Below are 15,495 nucleotides of genomic sequence, written 5' to 3' on the forward strand. Positions count from 1 at the left end.
GCGGGCGGGGATCGCGCTCAAGCCGGGCACGATGGTGGACGACTACCTCGACCTCCTGCCCGAGTTCGACCAGGTCCTCGTGATGACGGTCGAGCCCGGCTTCGGGGGCCAGTCCTTCATAGAGGAGACGATGCCCAAGCTGCGGACCCTCCGGAACGTGGTGGACCGCACCGGGCTCGACGTCTGGCTCCAGGTCGACGGCGGGATCGCTCCCGGCACGATCGAGATCGCAGCGGAGGCGGGAGCCGACACCTTCGTCGCGGGCTCCGCGGTCTTCGGCGCGGACGACCCGGAGGCCGCGATCGCGTCGCTGCGCGAGACGGCGACCGCTCACCTGCACCGGCACTGAGGTGGCCCGCGCCCGGCCGCCGTATAGACTTCCCCGGTGAAAACTTTCGACGACCTCTTCGCTGAGCTGGGCGAGAAGGCCGCCGCCCGTCCCGAGGGTTCGGGCACCGTCCGCGAGCTCGACGCCGGCGTGCACTTCATCGGCAAGAAGATCGTCGAGGAGGCCGCCGAGGTGTGGATGGCCGCCGAGTACGAGGGCGACGAGCGCACCGCCGAGGAGATCTCGCAGCTGCTCTACCACCTGCAGGTGCTCATGCTCGCCAAGGGACTGACGACGGCCGACGTCTACCGGCATCTGTGAGCCCCGCCCCGCTCGCCGGGGTGCGCCTCCGCTCCGCGCCGTCGCGCCCGCACGCTCCCCGAGGAGCCGTGCCGCCCCCTGAACAGCCGTCGAGTCATGAAGGACATCCCGTGACCACCACCCCCGCCCCGGCGCTCCTGCGCGTCGCCGTCCCCAACAAGGGCTCCCTCTCGGAGACCGCCGGTCAGATGCTCGCGGAGGCCGGCTACACCGGCCGTCGCGACCCGAAGGAGCTGCACGTCGTCGACGAGCGCAACGGGGTGGAGTTCTTCTACCTGCGCCCGCGCGACATCGCCACCTACGTCGGCTCCGGCGCTCTCGACGTCGGGGTCACCGGCCGCGACCTCCTGATCGACTCCGGCTCCGAGGCGCGCGAGATCGCGAGCCTCGGCTTCGCGAACTCCACCTTCCGCTTCGCCGGGCCCGCAGGCCGCTACGACGAGCTCGCGCAGATCGACGGCCTCCGCGTGGCGACCAGCTACCCGGGCCTCGTGGGCCGCTTCCTCCGGGAGCACGGCGTCGAGGTGACGCTGATCCGCCTCGACGGCGCGGTCGAGTCCGCGATCCAGCTCGGCGTCGCCGACGTCATCGCCGATGTCGTCGAGACCGGCACCACGCTCCGCAAGGCCGGCCTCGAGATCTTCGGCCCGGTCATCCTGGACTCGACCGCCGTCCTGGTCTCCGCCGCAGGGGAGCCCGAGGGCATCCCGGTGCTGCTGCGCCGCCTGCAGGGCGTGCTGGTCGCCCGCGAGTACGTGCTGCTCGACTACGACTGCCCCGTCGCGCTCCTGGAGAGCGCCACGGCGATCGCCCCGGGCTTCGAGTCCCCGACGGTCTCGCCGCTGCACGACGCCGAGTGGGTGGCCGTCCGCGTGATGGTGCCGCGCGCGGACATGAACCAGGTGATGGACCGCCTGTACGACCTGGGCGCCCGCGCGATCCTGGTCACCTCCATCCACGCCGCGCGCCTGTAGAGGGGGAGCCGATGAGTCTCGCCGTCCGCGTCATCCCCTGCCTCGACGTCGCCGCCGGCCGCGTCGTGAAGGGCGTCAACTTCCAGAACCTGCGCGATGCGGGCGACCCCGTCGAGCTCGCCCGCCTCTACTTCGAGCAGGGCGCCGACGAGCTGACCTTCCTCGACGTCACCGCCACGGTCGACGACCGCTCGACCACCTACGACGTGGTGCGGGCGACCGCCGAGCAGGTCTTCATCCCGCTCACGGTCGGCGGGGGCGTGCGCAGCGCCGAGGACGTCTCGCGACTGCTCGCGCACGGCGCCGACAAGGTGGGCGTCAACTCCGCCGCGATCGCCCGGCCCGAGCTCCTCGGCGAGATCGCCGACGTCTTCGGCGCGCAGGTGCTCGTGCTCTCGCTCGACGTCAAGCGGAGCGACGCCACGGCGTCCGGCTTCGTCGTCACCACTCACGGCGGACGCCGCGAGACCGAGCTCGACGCCCTGGCCTGGGCGGCCGAGGCCGTCGAGCGCGGCGCCGGGGAGCTGCTGGTCAACTCCATCGACGCAGACGGCACCAAGCAGGGCTTCGACCTCGAGCTGATCGCCGCGATGCGCGAGCTGAGCTCCGTGCCGGTCATCGCCTCCGGAGGCGCCGGCGCCGTCGAGCACTTCGCTCCGGCCGTCGACGCGGGAGCCGACGCCGTGCTCGCCGCCTCCGTCTTCCACAACCGCGAGCTGACGATCGGCGACGTCAAGCGCGCGCTCGCCGCCTCCGGGATCGAGATCCGATGACCCCCGCCGAGCTCGACGCCGTCCTGGACCGCGCCGCCTTCGATCCGACCGGGCTCCTGCCCGCGATCATCCAGCAGCACGACACCCGCGAGGTGCTCATGATGGGCTGGATGGACCGCGAGGCTCTCCGGCGCACCCTCACCGAGGGCCGCGTCACCTTCTGGTCGCGCTCGCGCCAGGAGTACTGGCGCAAGGGCGACACGTCCGGGCACGCGCAGTACGTGCGGGGTGCCGCCCTCGACTGCGACGCCGACACCGTGCTGGTCCAGGTCGAGCAGATCGGCGCAGCCTGCCACACGGGCGAGCACGCCTGCTTCGACGTCGACCCCCTCGTGCCGTTCACCGGCCTCGGCCCGGCGGAGTGAGCATGAGCGGACGGCGGCTGAAGTACACGGCGATCCTCGGGGTCGTGCTGCTCGCCGCGCTCGAGCTGACCGCCTCCACCCAGACCTGGTCCACGCTGACCCTGGCCGCGATCGAGGGGGAGGGCCAGCGGATCGACGTGGCCGGGACCGTCGCCGCGCCCGCGCTCTCCGCCCTGGCGCTCGCGGGCCTCGCTCTCGCCGCGGCCCTCGCCATCGCCGGCCCCGTCTTCCGGATCGTGCTCGGTGTGCTCCAGGCCGTCCTCGGCGCCTCGGTGGTGCTCGCGGCCGCGACGGCACTGGGCGACCCCGTGCGCGCCGGCGCCTCGCTGGTCACGGAGGCGACCGCCATCGCGGGGGAGCAGTCCGTCGCCGCGCTCGTGGCCTCGTCCTCCGCGACGGCCTGGCCCGTCGTCGCCCTGGTCTGCGGCGTGCTCACCGCGCTGCTCGGGATCGGCGTCCTCGCGACCTCGCGCCGCTGGCCGGGAGCGGCGCGGAAGCGCGCGTCCCGCTTCGAGCCCGCCGACGGCTACGGCCACGGCGCGTCGACCGTGCAGACGGACGACGGCGACATCGACCCGGTCGTCTCGTGGGACGAGCTCTCGCGCGGCGACGACCCCACCTCGGGCCGCTGACACCGGCCGGGGTCGTGTCCGGCGGTCCGGCATCCCCGCCTCCTGCAGGCGGCTGCGCAGGCGAGTCCGGGGCCGGGCGCTCAGGCGCCTCACGCTAGACTGCTCTGGTCCCGATGCACCCCCAGGAGGAGACCCATGAGCACCGAGCACGACGACGACAACCACGGCCACTCGCCCGCAGCGTGGACGGCCGTCGTCATCATGCTGGTCGGATTCACGATCGGCACGATCGCGTTCTGGTTCGACGTGCCCCTGGTGGTCTGGCTCTCGGCCGGCCTGGTCGTGGTGGGTCTGCTCGTGGGCATGGGCATGGCCAAGGCGGGCTACGGCGTCAACGGCGCGAAGGCGAACCCGAAGGCGCGCGCCTAGGTGCTCGCCGACCTCACCGCCGGCGCCCTGGCCGACGCGGCCCGGCGCCGCGAGAGCGCCCCGCTCGAAGCCGTCGAGCGCCGCGCGCTCGCCCAGACGCCCGCCCTCGACGCCCTGGCCGCTCTGGCCCCCGCCGAGCGCGTCAGGATCATCGCCGAGGTGAAGCGCGCCAGCCCGTCGCGCGGAGCCCTCGCCGACATCCCCGTCCCCGCCGAGCTGGCCGGACAGTACGAGCTCGGGGGAGCGAGCGCGATCAGCGTCCTCACCGAGGAGCGCCGCTTCAAGGGGTCCCTCGCGGACCTCGAGGCGGTCCGCGAGCGCGTGTCGATCCCCGTCCTGCGCAAGGACTTCGTCGCCGAGCCCTACCAGGTCCTCGAGGCCCGCGCGGCCGGAGCCGACCTGGTCCTCCTCATCGTCGCCGCGCTCGAGCAGCCCCTGCTCGCCGAGCTGCACGCCCTCGTCCTCGAGCTGGGGATGACCCCGCTCGTCGAGACGCACTCCGCCGACGAGCTCGAGCGGGCCGCCGACCTCGGCGCGCGGCTCATCGGCGTGAACGCCCGCGACCTCTCCACCTTCCAGCTCGACCGCGACCTCTTCGGCCGCCTCTCCGAGCGCTTCCCCGACGACGCGGTGAAGGTGGCCGAATCGGCCGTCCTCACCGCCGACGACGTCGCGCACTACCGCGGCTCCGGAGCCGACGTCGTCCTCGTGGGCGAGGCTCTCGTCACCGGCGGCGACCCCGTCTCCACCCTCGCCGGCTTCCTGGCGCACTGACCACACCGATAGGCGGTACCCCCATGGCACTCCGGGATGAACTCGGCCCCTACTTCGGCGAGTTCGGCGGACGCTACGTCCCCGAGTCCCTCGTCGAGGCCCTCGACGAGCTGAGCGCCGAGTACGAGCGCACGAAGGTCGATCCCGCGTTCGCGGCCGAGCTGATGGAGCTGCACCGCAGCTACACCGGCCGTCCGTCGATCATCACCGAGGTGCCGCGGTTCGCCGAGCACGCCGGCGGAGCACGGATCATCCTCAAGCGCGAGGACCTCAACCACACCGGCTCGCACAAGATCAACAACGTGCTGGGCCAGGCGCTGCTCACGAAGCGGATCGGCAAGACCCGCGTCATCGCCGAGACGGGAGCGGGCCAGCACGGCGTCGCGACCGCCACGGCCGCCGCCCTGTTCGGCCTCGACTGCGTGGTCTACATGGGCGAGGTCGACACCGAGCGCCAGGCCCTCAACGTCGCCCGCATGCGCCTGCTCGGCGCCGAGGTGATCCCCGTGACGACCGGCTCGCGCACCCTCAAGGACGCGATCAACGACGCGATGCGCGACTGGGTGACGAACGTCGGCACCACGAACTACATCTTCGGCACCGTCGCGGGCCCGCATCCGTTCCCGGCCCTCGTCCGCGACTTCCAGAAGATCATCGGCGAGGAGGCGCGCGAGCAGGTCCTCGAGCTGACCGGCTCGCTGCCCACCGCGGTCACCGCCTGCGTCGGCGGCGGCTCCAACGCGATGGGGATCTTCCACGCCTTCCTCGACGACCCCGAGGTCCGCCTCGTCGGCTTCGAGGCCGGCGGCGACGGGATCGAGACCCCCCGCCACGCGGCGACCATCAGCAAGGGCCGCCCCGGCGTCCTGCACGGTGCCCGCAGCTTCCTCCTCCAGGACGAGGACGGCCAGACCGTCGAGTCGCACTCGATCTCGGCCGGCCTCGACTACCCGGGCATCGGCCCGGAGCACGCGTGGCTCTCGAGCATCGGCCGCGCCGACTACCGCGCGGTCACCGACTCGGCCGCGATGGACGCGCTCATGCTGCTCAGCCGCACCGAGGGGATCATCCCCGCGATCGAGTCCGCGCACGCGCTGGCCGGCACGCTGGAGCTCGGGCGCGAGCTCGGCCCCGAGGCCACCATCCTGGTCAACCTCTCGGGCCGCGGCGACAAGGACATGACGACCGCAGCGCACTACTTCGGCCTCATGGACCAGGGCGCGGTGCAGTCGTGAGCGGCCGCGGACCGAGCGTCGCCGAGACCGTCCGGCGCCGGAACGAGGAGGCGGCGGGCGCCCTGATCGGCTACCTCCCCGTCGGCTTCCCCGACCTGCCGACCAGCATCGACGCCGCCGTGGCCATGGCGGAGAACGGCGTCGACGCGATCGAGCTCGGTCTGCCCTACTCCGATCCGGTGATGGACGGACCCGTCATCCAGGAGGCGACCCAGGCCGCCATCGCGGGCGGCTTCCGCCTCCGCCACGGCTTCGAGGCCGTCCGCGAGATCCGAGCGCGCGTCGACGTGCCGGTCCTGGTGATGACCTACTACAACCCCGTCCTGCAGTACGGGGTCGAGCGCTTCGCCACCGATCTGGCCGAGGCAGGCGGGTCCGGCCTCATCACGCCCGACCTGATCCCGGACGAGGGCGCCGAGTGGCTCGCCGTCTCCGAGCGGCTCGGACTCGACCGCGTGTTCCTCGCGGCGCCGTCCTCGACGGACACGCGCCTGCGCCAGGCCGTCGACTCGAGCCGTGGATTCGTCTACGCGGTCTCGACGATGGGCATCACCGGCGCGCGCACCGATGTCGACTCCGCGGCCCGCACCCTGGTCGACCGCCTCCGCGCCGCCGGCTCCGAGAGCGCGTGCGTCGGCCTGGGCATCTCGACCGGCGAGCAGGTCGCCGAGATCCTCGCCTACGCGGACGGCGCCATCGTCGGATCCGCCCTGGTGCGGGCGCTGGCGTCCGGCGGGGTCGACGCGGTCGCCGAGACCTCCCGCGGCCTCGCCGAGGGCACCCGCCTGCGCTCCGCGCGCTGACACCCTCCCGCTACAATCGGGATGCCCACCGGGGCGCGGCCGAGCCGTGCCCGGGGGACCCCCTCCTTCGAAAGGTCGAGTACCGGTGTCCGTACCGCTGAGCATTCCGAGCCCCCCCGACGCGTGGAGTCAGTACGACCTCACGATCGGCACCTTCACGCTCGCGATCCACACCTACGCGCTCTGCATCCTCGCGGGGATCATCGTGGCGACGATCATGACGAACCAGCGCCTCAAGCGCCGCGGCGCGGAGCCGTGGGTCGTGCTCGACATCATCATCTGGGCCGTGCCGCTCGGCATCGTCGGCGCCCGCGCCTACCACGTGCTCACCCACCCCGGCGACTACTTCTACGACGGCGCCGACCCGTGGGAGGTCGTCCGCATCTGGAACGGCGGCAACGCCATCTTCGGCGGGCTGATCGGAGGCGCGGTCGGCGCGTTCATCGGCTGCCGCTGGACAGGAGTGCGGTTCTGGACCTTCGCCGACGCCCTCGCCCCCGGCATGCTCGCCGCGCAGGCGCTCGGGCGTCTGGGCAACTGGTTCAACCACGAGCTCTTCGGCCTGCCCACGACCCTGCCCTGGGGCCTCGAGATCGAGACCACCAACCCGGCCTTCCCCGTCGGCCTCCCGGCGGGCACGCTTTTCCACCCGACCTTCCTCTACGAGATCCTCTGGAACGTCGTCGGCATCGCGGTCATCCTCCTGCTCGAGCGCCGTCTCAAGCTGCAGTGGGGCACCGTCTTCGCCGCCTACCTGATCTGGTACGGGATCGGCCGCGTCTGGTTCGAGTCCATCCGGATCGACCCGAGCGAGTTCTTCTGGGGCATCCGCACCAACGTCTGGGCCGCGCTCATCGCCGTGGTCATCGGCCTGGTCCTCGTGGTGATCCAGAAGCGCGAGCACCCGGGCGCCGAGCCCTCGGCCTACCGGCCGGGTCGCGAGTGGACGCCCGCTCCGGCTGCGGTAGAATTCGAGGACGTCGAGTCCGACTCCGACGACACCACCACCCCTGCTTCCGGCACCGACGCCGAGAAGCCGACGGTCTCCCGCACCTGACGGAGGTCGCGGAGCCTCCGCGACCGCCTCCCGGGTGCCCGACACCTCCACGACCGCCCCATCGCGGCGCAGCCACGAGCGCTGCCGCGGGCGGGTCGTCGTGCAGGCACCGCCGGCGGCGCGCGACGCTCGCGCCACGGCAGAACCCTGCGGCCCTCCCGATCGGGGAGCCGCTCCTCCTCCACCACCGCGGGCCAGCGACGTCCCGATCAGCCATCACCCCCGTGAGGACGGTTCCCATGGCCTCCGCCCAGCCCTCGACCCCGGCCCGCGCCGTGCCCTTCCTGGGCATGCCGCCGGCGCAGGGGATGTACGACCCGGCCGCCGAGAAGGACGCGTGCGGTCTCGCGATGGTCGCCACCATGCGCGGCACCGCCGGCCACGACATCATCGACGCCGCGCTGAACGCGCTGCGCAACCTCGAGCACCGCGGCGCCGTCGGCTCCGACGCGGGAACGGGCGACGGCGCGGGGATCATCACGCAGATCCCGGACGAGTTCCTCCGCGCGGTCGCTCCCTTCGAGCTCCCGCCGCTGGGCCAGTACGCGGTGGGCAACGCCTTCCTCCCGGTGGACGTGTTCGAGCGCGAGCGGGTCAAGTCGACGATCGCCGACATCGCCCGCGAGGAGAACCTCGCCGTGGTCGGCTGGCGGTCCGTGCCCGTGCAGCCCGACGAGATCGGCACGCTCGCCCGGGCCGCCATGCCGGCGATCGAGCAGCTGTTCATCCGGAGCGAGCTGACCGACGAGAGCGGCACGCCCCTCTCCTCCGTGCGCCTCGACCGCCTGACCTTCCGCCTGCGCAAGCGCGTCGAGCGCGAGCTCGAGGTCTACTTCATGTCGCTCTCGAGCCGCACGCTCGTCTACAAGGGCATGGTGACGACGCTCCAGCTGGAGCCGTTCTACCCGGACCTGTCCGACGAGCGCTTCGCGTCGAAGCTCGCGCTGGTGCACTCCCGGTACTCCACCAACACCTTCCCCTCGTGGCCGCTCGCTCAGCCGTTCCGGATGATCGCGCACAACGGCGAGATCAACACGGTGCAGGGCAACCGCAACTGGATGCGCGCGCGCCAGTCGCAGCTGAAGAGCCGCGAGCTGGGCGACCTGGCCCCGCTGTTCCCGATCGTCTCGCCCGGCCGCAGCGACTCCGCCTCGTTCGACGAGACTGTCGAGCTGCTCAACCTGGCCGGCCGGTCGCTCCCGCACGCGGTCATGATGATGGTGCCGGAGGCCTGGGAGAACCAGGACGGCGCGCTCGACCCGAAGCGCCGCGCGTTCTACGAGTACCACTCGATGCTCATGGAGCCGTGGGACGGCCCGGCCGCGATCGTCTTCACCGACGGCGAGCTCGTCGGCGCCACCCTCGACCGCAACGGGCTCCGCCCCGGCCGCTACGTCGTCACCGACGACGGGCTCGTGGTGCTCGCCAGCGAGATCGGCGTGCTCGACATCGACCCCGCGAAGGTCGTCCGCAAGGGACGCCTGCAGCCCGGCCGCATGTTCCTGGTCGACACCGAGCAGGGCCGCATCGTCGAGGACGAGGAGATCAAGGGGCAGCTCGCCGCCTCCGGTCCGTTCGAGGAGTGGCTCGAGAAGGGCCGCATCAACCTCAAGGACCTCCCCGAGCGCGAGCACATCGTGCATACGCCCGCCTCGGTCAACCGCCGCCAGCGCACCTTCGGCTACACCGAGGAGGAGGTCCGCCTCCTCCTGCTGCCGATGGCGCGCGCCGGTGCGGAGCCGCTCGGAGCGATGGGCTCGGACACCCCCGTGGCCGTCCTGTCCAAGCGCCCCCGCCTGCTCTTCGACTACTTCACGCAGGCCTTCGCGCAGGTGACGAACCCGCCGCTGGACTCGATCCGCGAGGAGGTCGTGACCTCGCTCCGCCTGGGCCTCGGCCCCGAGCGCAACCTGCTGACCGCCGGTGCCGAGCACGCGCGCCAGGTCGTCCTCGACTTCCCGGTCATCGACAACGACGAGCTCGCGAAGATCCAGCACATCGCGCCGCGCCCGCTGAGCCACATCACCACGACGATCCGCGGCCTGTACCGCGTCGACGCGGGACCCCGCGCGATGCAGGACCGCATCGACGAGATGTGCGACGAGGCCGACGAGGCCATCGCCGCGGGAGCGCAGTTCCTGGTGCTCTCGGACCGCGACTCCACCAAGGACCTCGCGCCGATCCCCTCGCTGCTGATGCTCGCCGCCGTGCACCACCACCTCATCCGCACCGAGAACCGGATGCGAGTGGGGCTCGTGGTCGAGGCGGGCGACGTCCGCGAGGTGCACCATGTGGCGACGCTCATCGGCTACGGCGCCTCCGCGGTCAACCCGTACCTGGCGATGGAGACCTGCGAGGACCTCGTCCGCAGCGGCATGCTGTCGGACGTCTCGCCGGAGAAGGCCGTGAAGAACGTGATCAAGGCGCTCGGCAAGGGCGTGCTGAAGATCATGTCCAAGATGGGCATCTCCACCGTGTCGAGCTACGCCGGGGCGCAGACCTTCGAGGCCGTCGGCCTCAGCCAGGCGTTCGTCGACCAGTACTTCACCGGCACCGTCTCGAAGCTCGGCGGCATCGGCATCGACGTCGTCGCCGAGGAGAACGCCGCGCGTCACCGCGCCGCGTACCCCGAGGACGGCGCGATCGTCGCGCATGAGCGCCTGGCGGTCGGCGGCGAGTACCAGTGGCGCCGCGACGGCGCCCCGCACCTGTTCAACCCGGACACGGTGTTCCGCCTGCAGCACTCGACGCGCAACCGCCGCTACGACGTCTTCCGCGAGTACACGAAGATGGTCGACGACCAGGCGAGCTCGCTGATGACCCTCCGCGGCATGTTCAAGCTCGACACCGCGGGGCGCACGCCGATCCCGATCGACGAGGTCGAGCCGGTCGAGGCGATCGTGAAGCGCTTCTCGACGGGCGCGATGAGCTACGGCTCCATCTCGCCGGAGGCGCACGAGACGCTCGCCATCGCGATGAACCGCCTCGGCGCCAAGTCGAACACGGGCGAGGGCGGCGAGGACACCGAGCGGCTGCTCGACCCGGAGCGCCGCTCCGCGATCAAGCAGGTCGCCTCGGGCCGCTTCGGCGTCACGAGCATGTACCTCACCCACGCCGACGACATCCAGATCAAGCTCGCCCAGGGCGCCAAGCCCGGCGAGGGCGGTCAGCTGCCGCCGACGAAGGTGTACCCGTGGATCGCGCGCACCCGACACGCGACCGCCGGTGTCGGCCTGATCTCGCCGCCGCCGCACCACGACATCTACTCGATCGAGGACCTGAAGCAGCTGATCTTCGACCTCAAGCGGGCGAACCCGTCGGCGCGCATCCACGCGAAGCTGGTCAGCCAGTCGGGCATCGGAGCGGTCGCCGCCGGCACCGCGAAGGCCCTCGCCGACGTGATCCTCGTCTCGGGTCACGACGGCGGCACCGGCGCGAGCCCGGTGAACTCGCTCAAGCACGCGGGCACGCCCTGGGAGCTCGGCCTGGCCGAGACCCAGCAGACGCTGATGCTCAACGGCATGCGCGACCGCGTGGTCGTGCAGGTCGACGGCCAGATGAAGACCGGTCGCGACGTCGTCATCGGCGCGCTGCTCGGAGCCGAGGAGTTCGGCTTCGCGACGGCTCCGCTGATCGTCGAGGGCTGCATCATGATGCGCGTCTGCCACCTCGACACCTGCCCGGTGGGCGTCGCGACGCAGAACCCGGAGCTGCGACAGCGGTTCTCCGGCAAGCCCGAGTTCGTCGTCAACTTCTTCGAGTTCATCGCCCAGGAGGTGCGCGAGTACCTCGCGCAGCTCGGCTTCCGGAGCGTCGACGAGATCGTCGGCCACCGCGAGCTGCTCGACGTCGACCAGGCGATCGAGCACTGGAAGGCGAGCGGGCTCGACCTGACGCCGATCCTCGTCGGGCCGGTCTTCACGGCGGAGGAGCCGCGCCGCCACGGCCGCGCGCAGGAGCACGAGCTCGAGCACCACTTCGACAACGAGCTGATCCGCCTCGCGGCGAACGTGCTCGACCACCGCGGCACCGTGCGGATCGAGCGCGAGATCAAGAACACCGAGCGCGCCGTCGGCACCATGCTCGGCCACGAGGTCACCGTCCGCTTCGGCGAGAACGGCCTGCCTGCCGACTCCATCGTCGTGTCGCTCCGCGGCTCGGCCGGGCAGTCGCTCGGAGCGTTCCTCCCCGCCGGCATCACTCTGCGGCTCGAGGGCGACTCCAACGACTACGTCGGCAAGGGCCTCTCGGGCGGCCAGATCGTGGTGCGGCCGGACCGCCGCAGCACCTTCGACGCCTCGACGAACGTGATCGCGGGCAACGTGATCGGCTACGGGGCGACCCAGGGCACGATGTTCATCCGCGGGATGGTCGGCGAGCGCTTCCTGGTCCGCAACTCCGGCGCCACCGCGGTGGTCGAGGGAGTGGGCGACCACGCGCTCGAGTACATGACCGGCGGCCTGGCGGTGATCCTCGGCGAGACCGGGCGGAACCTCGGCGCCGGCATGTCGGGCGGCACGGCCTACATCCACGGCCTGCGCCGCGAGCTCGTGAACCGCGACGCGATCGCCTCCGGCGAGCTGACCCTCTCCGAGCTCGGCAGCGCCGACGTGGAGATCCTGCGCGACCTGCTCGAGCGGCACGTCGCGGAGACCGAGTCGACCCTGGCCCAGGGGATGCTCGACGATTTCGACGGAACGGTCTCGCGTTTCGTCAAGGTACTGCCCCGCGACTTCGCCGCGGTGCTCGCGACGCGCGCATCCGCTGTGGAGGAGGGGCTCGACCCCGACGGCGACGTCGTCTGGGGACGGATTCTGGAGGTGACCGGTGGCTGATCCCAAGGGGTTCCTGAAGGTGCAGGACCGGGAGCTGCCCAAGCGGCGTCCCGTGTCCGTCCGCCTGATGGACTGGAAAGAGGTCTACGAGCAGGGCGACTCCGCCGTGCTGCGCCGGCAGGCGGGCCGCTGCATGGACTGCGGCATCCCGTTCTGCCACAAGGGCTGCCCGCTGGGGAACCTGATCCCCGAGTGGAACGACCTGATGTGGCGCGGCGAGGGCCGCCAGGCGATCGAGCGCCTGCACGCGACGAACAACTTCCCGGAGTTCACGGGCCGGCTCTGCCCGGCGCCGTGCGAGTCGTCCTGCGTGCTCGGCATCAATCAGCCCGCCGTCACGATCAAGCAGATCGAGGTCTCGATCATCGATCAGGCCTTCGGCAACGACTGGGTGCAGCCGCACCCGCCGGAGCGCCTGACCGGCAAGACCGTTGCGGTCGTCGGCTCCGGCCCGGCGGGGCTCGCCGCTGCTCAGCAGCTCACCCGCGCCGGGCACACCGTCGCGGTCTACGAGCGCGACGACCGCATCGGCGGCCTCCTGCGCTACGGCATCCCGGACTTCAAGATGGAGAAGAAGCACCTCGAGCTCCGCCTGAACCAGATGAAGGCCGAGGGCACCCGGTTCCGCGCGGGCGTCGACATCGGCTCCGACATCACCTGGGACGACCTGCGGGCGCGCTACGACGCGGTCGTGGTCGCCACCGGCGCTCTCGTGCCGCGCGACCTGCCGATCCCGGGGCGCGACCTCGACGGCGTGCACTTCGCCATGGAGTACCTCGTGCAGTCGAACCGCGCGATCGCGGGCGACCGCGTCTTCGAGCAGATCTCGGCCGAGGGCAAGCACGTCGTCGTCCTGGGCGGAGGCGACACCGGAGCGGACTGCATCGGCACCGCCCACCGCCAGAAGGCCGCGTCGGTCACGAACCTGGCGATCGGGCAGCAGCCGCCGTCGCAGCGCCCGGACAGCCAGCCCTGGCCGATGGACCCGACCGTGTTCGAGGTCTCGAGCGCCCACGAGGAGGGCGGGGAGCGGATGTTCCTCGCGTCGACCGTGGAGTTCCTCGCGAACGAGGGCGGCGAGGTCCGCGCGGTGCGCGTGGCCGAGACCGAGTACCTCGACGGGCGCCGCGTCCCCAAGGCGGGCACCGAGCGCGAGATCCCGGCCGACCTGGTCCTGCTCGCCCTCGGCTTCACCGGCCCGGAGGCGGACCACCTCGGCCGCCAGCTCGACGTCCCCTTCACCGAGCGCGGCAACGTCGCGCGCGGCGACGCCTTCGAGACGACCGTCCCCGGCGTCTTCGTGGCCGGCGACGCCGGGCGCGGCCAGTCCCTGATCGTCTGGGCGATCGCCGAGGGCCGCTCCGTCGCGGCCGAGGTCGACCGCTACCTCGAGGGCACGACCCAGCTGCCGGCGCCGGTCGGCCCCAACGACCGGGGCTTCACGCTCTAGTCCCCGGGACGCGATAGTCTCGGCCCGCCAGCAATCAGCTCACCCTCCCCGCTAACGACGCGCCTCCGGGCGCAGAACAACGGAGCACCCCCTCAATGAGACGAGCGAAAATCGTCGCCACCCTCGGCCCGGCAACGTCGTCGTACGAGACCATTCGTGCGATCATCGACGCCGGCGTGGACGTGGCCCGCATGAACCTCAGTCACGGAAGCTACGACGTCCACGAAGGCATCTACCGCATCGTGCGGAAGGCCGCGGACGACGCCGGGCGCGCGGTCGCGATCCTCGTCGACCTGCAGGGTCCGAAGATCCGCCTCGGCAAGTTCGAGGGCGGCCCGTACGCCCTCGCCGAGGGCGACGTCTTCACCATCACCACCGAGGACGTCCTCGGCACGCGCGAGCTCTCGGGCACCACGTTCAAGGGCCTCCCGGACGACGTGAACCCGGGCGACATGCTCCTCATCGACGACGGCAAGGTCGCTGTCCGCGTCACCGCCGTCGAGGGCCCCCGGGTCGTCACCGAGGTCGTCGTCCCCGGCAACGTCTCGAACAACAAGGGCATCAACCTGCCCGGTGTCGCGGTCAACGTCCCCGCCCTCTCCCAGAAGGACGAGGACGACCTCCGCTGGGCGATCCGCCTCGGCGCCGACATCATCGCCCTCTCCTTCGTGCGCAACGCCAGCGATATCGAGCGCGTGCACGAGATCATGGCGGAGGAGGGCCGCAAGGCGCCCGTCATCGCCAAGATCGAGAAGCCGCAGGCGGTCGACAACCTGCAGGAGATCATCGACGTCTTCGACGGCATCATGGTCGCCCGCGGCGACCTCGGCGTCGAGCTGCCCCTCGAGGCGGTGCCGATCGTGCAGAAGCACGCCGTCGAGCTCGCCCGCCGCTGGGCGAAGCCGGTCATCGTCGCGACCCAGATGCTCGAGTCGATGATCGAGAGCCCCCGCCCCACGCGGGCCGAGGCCTCGGACGTCGCGAACGCCATCCTCGACGGCGCGGACGCGGTCATGCTCTCTGGCGAGACCAGCGTCGGAGCCTGGCCCGTCGTCACCGTGCAGACCATGGCCCGAATCGTCGAGTCCACCGAGGAGCACGGCCTGGAGCGCATCCCCCCGCTGGGCAGCAAGCCCCGCACCCAGGGCGGATCCGTCACGCTGGCCGCCGCCGAGGTCGCGGAGTTCGTCGAGGCGAAGTTCCTCTGCGTGTTCACGGAGTCGGGCGACTCGGTCCGCCGCATGACGCGCCTGCGCCACGGCATCCCGATCATCGGCTTCACCCCCGAGCCGGCCGTCCGCCGCCGCATGGCGCTGAACTGGGGCGTCCAGTCCTTCGTCACGCCGCGCGTCAACCACACCGACGCGATGTTCGCGCAGGTGGACGCGGTGCTGCTCCGCGAGGGCCTCGCCCAGGCGGGCGAGACCGTGGTCGTCGTCTCCGGATCGCCCCCCGGGCGCGCCGGCACGACGAACGACATGCGGGTGCACATCGTCGGCTCGTCCAGCTCGGCCGACAGGGCCGAGAACTGGGACCACTGAGTCCAGCACCCCCGGAGGGCCCGGTCGCGCGAGCGGCC

General features: G+C 71.8%; 13 protein-coding genes and 1 pseudogene. All 14 read left to right on the top strand.

From position 1 onward, the window contains the following. A pseudogene (locus C5D04_RS11920) lies at positions 1 to 349 on the top strand (ribulose-phosphate 3-epimerase); the annotation flags it as partial. 36 nt (positions 350 to 385) lie between these two features. Next, positions 386 to 649, top strand: a complete 264-nt coding sequence (locus tag C5D04_RS11925; protein ID WP_055791842.1) for a phosphoribosyl-ATP diphosphatase — start codon at positions 386 to 388, stop codon at positions 647 to 649. Between the two features lie 110 nt (positions 650 to 759). Further along, positions 760 to 1,623 carry an ATP phosphoribosyltransferase gene (gene hisG, locus C5D04_RS11930; protein WP_104232660.1) on the top strand — a complete coding sequence of 288 codons (864 nt, stop codon included), beginning with the start codon at positions 760 to 762 and terminating at the stop codon, positions 1,621 to 1,623. 11 nt (positions 1,624 to 1,634) lie between these two features. Continuing rightward, positions 1,635 to 2,396 (top strand): imidazole glycerol phosphate synthase subunit HisF, encoded by a 762-nt coding sequence (gene hisF, locus C5D04_RS11935; protein ID WP_104221853.1) that lies wholly within the window; start codon positions 1,635 to 1,637, stop codon positions 2,394 to 2,396. Continuing rightward, positions 2,393 to 2,761 carry a phosphoribosyl-AMP cyclohydrolase gene (gene hisI, locus C5D04_RS11940; RefSeq protein WP_104292126.1) on the top strand — a complete coding sequence of 123 codons (369 nt, stop codon included), beginning with the start codon at positions 2,393 to 2,395 and terminating at the stop codon, positions 2,759 to 2,761. Before hisF ends, hisI begins: the two co-directional genes overlap by 4 nt. 2 nt (positions 2,762 to 2,763) lie before the next feature. Beyond that, positions 2,764 to 3,393 (top strand): Trp biosynthesis-associated membrane protein, encoded by a 630-nt coding sequence (locus C5D04_RS11945; RefSeq protein WP_104292125.1) that lies wholly within the window; start codon positions 2,764 to 2,766, stop codon positions 3,391 to 3,393. A gap of 135 nt (positions 3,394 to 3,528) precedes the next feature. Beyond that, a complete protein-coding gene (locus C5D04_RS11950; protein ID WP_104221860.1) occupies positions 3,529 to 3,762 on the top strand; it encodes a DUF6704 family protein in 234 nt (77 codons plus the stop codon). Further along, positions 3,763 to 4,536, top strand: a complete 774-nt coding sequence (gene trpC, locus C5D04_RS11955) for an indole-3-glycerol phosphate synthase TrpC (RefSeq protein WP_104347757.1) — start codon at positions 3,763 to 3,765, stop codon at positions 4,534 to 4,536. 23 nt (positions 4,537 to 4,559) lie between these two features. Continuing rightward, a complete protein-coding gene (gene trpB, locus C5D04_RS11960) occupies positions 4,560 to 5,771 on the top strand; it encodes a tryptophan synthase subunit beta (RefSeq protein WP_104225310.1) in 1,212 nt (403 codons plus the stop codon). Next, positions 5,768 to 6,574 carry a tryptophan synthase subunit alpha gene (trpA, locus tag C5D04_RS11965; RefSeq protein WP_104232657.1) on the top strand — a complete coding sequence of 269 codons (807 nt, stop codon included), beginning with the start codon at positions 5,768 to 5,770 and terminating at the stop codon, positions 6,572 to 6,574. The genes trpB and trpA overlap by 4 nt, the downstream gene beginning before the upstream one ends. A gap of 85 nt (positions 6,575 to 6,659) precedes the next feature. Continuing rightward, on the top strand, positions 6,660 to 7,631 hold the full coding sequence (lgt, locus tag C5D04_RS11970; RefSeq protein WP_258059820.1) for a prolipoprotein diacylglyceryl transferase: 972 nt from the start codon (positions 6,660 to 6,662) through the stop codon (positions 7,629 to 7,631). Between the two features lie 239 nt (positions 7,632 to 7,870). Beyond that, positions 7,871 to 12,466 (top strand): glutamate synthase large subunit, encoded by a 4,596-nt coding sequence (gltB, locus tag C5D04_RS11975; protein ID WP_104232656.1) that lies wholly within the window; start codon positions 7,871 to 7,873, stop codon positions 12,464 to 12,466. Beyond that, positions 12,459 to 13,916, top strand: coding sequence for a glutamate synthase subunit beta (locus C5D04_RS11980; protein ID WP_104246790.1), 1,458 nt, complete (start codon positions 12,459 to 12,461; stop codon positions 13,914 to 13,916). Before gltB ends, C5D04_RS11980 begins: the two co-directional genes overlap by 8 nt. A gap of 95 nt (positions 13,917 to 14,011) precedes the next feature. Further along, positions 14,012 to 15,457 carry a pyruvate kinase gene (gene pyk / locus C5D04_RS11985; protein ID WP_104221869.1) on the top strand — a complete coding sequence of 482 codons (1,446 nt, stop codon included), beginning with the start codon at positions 14,012 to 14,014 and terminating at the stop codon, positions 15,455 to 15,457. The last annotated feature ends 38 nt before the right edge of the window (positions 15,458 to 15,495 follow it).

The organism is Rathayibacter sp. AY1D2 (assembly GCF_002932695.1).
Taxonomy (GTDB): Bacteria; Actinomycetota; Actinomycetes; order Actinomycetales; family Microbacteriaceae; genus Rathayibacter.

Bases quoted from the DNA above. Each gene is read 5' to 3' on its own strand.
- C5D04_RS11950 (WP_104221860.1), top strand. From the start codon at position 3,529: ATGAGCACCGAGCACGACGACGACAACCACGGCCACTCGCCCGCAGCG.
- C5D04_RS11945 (WP_104292125.1), top strand. From the start codon at position 2,764: ATGAGCGGACGGCGGCTGAAGTACACGGCGATCCTCGGGGTCGTGCTG.
- trpB (WP_104225310.1), top strand. From the start codon at position 4,560: ATGGCACTCCGGGATGAACTCGGCCCCTACTTCGGCGAGTTCGGCGGA.
- hisF (WP_104221853.1), top strand. From the start codon at position 1,635: ATGAGTCTCGCCGTCCGCGTCATCCCCTGCCTCGACGTCGCCGCCGGC.
- pyk (WP_104221869.1), top strand. From the start codon at position 14,012: ATGAGACGAGCGAAAATCGTCGCCACCCTCGGCCCGGCAACGTCGTCG.
- gltB (WP_104232656.1), top strand. From the start codon at position 7,871: ATGGCCTCCGCCCAGCCCTCGACCCCGGCCCGCGCCGTGCCCTTCCTG.
- hisI (WP_104292126.1), top strand. From the start codon at position 2,393: ATGACCCCCGCCGAGCTCGACGCCGTCCTGGACCGCGCCGCCTTCGAT.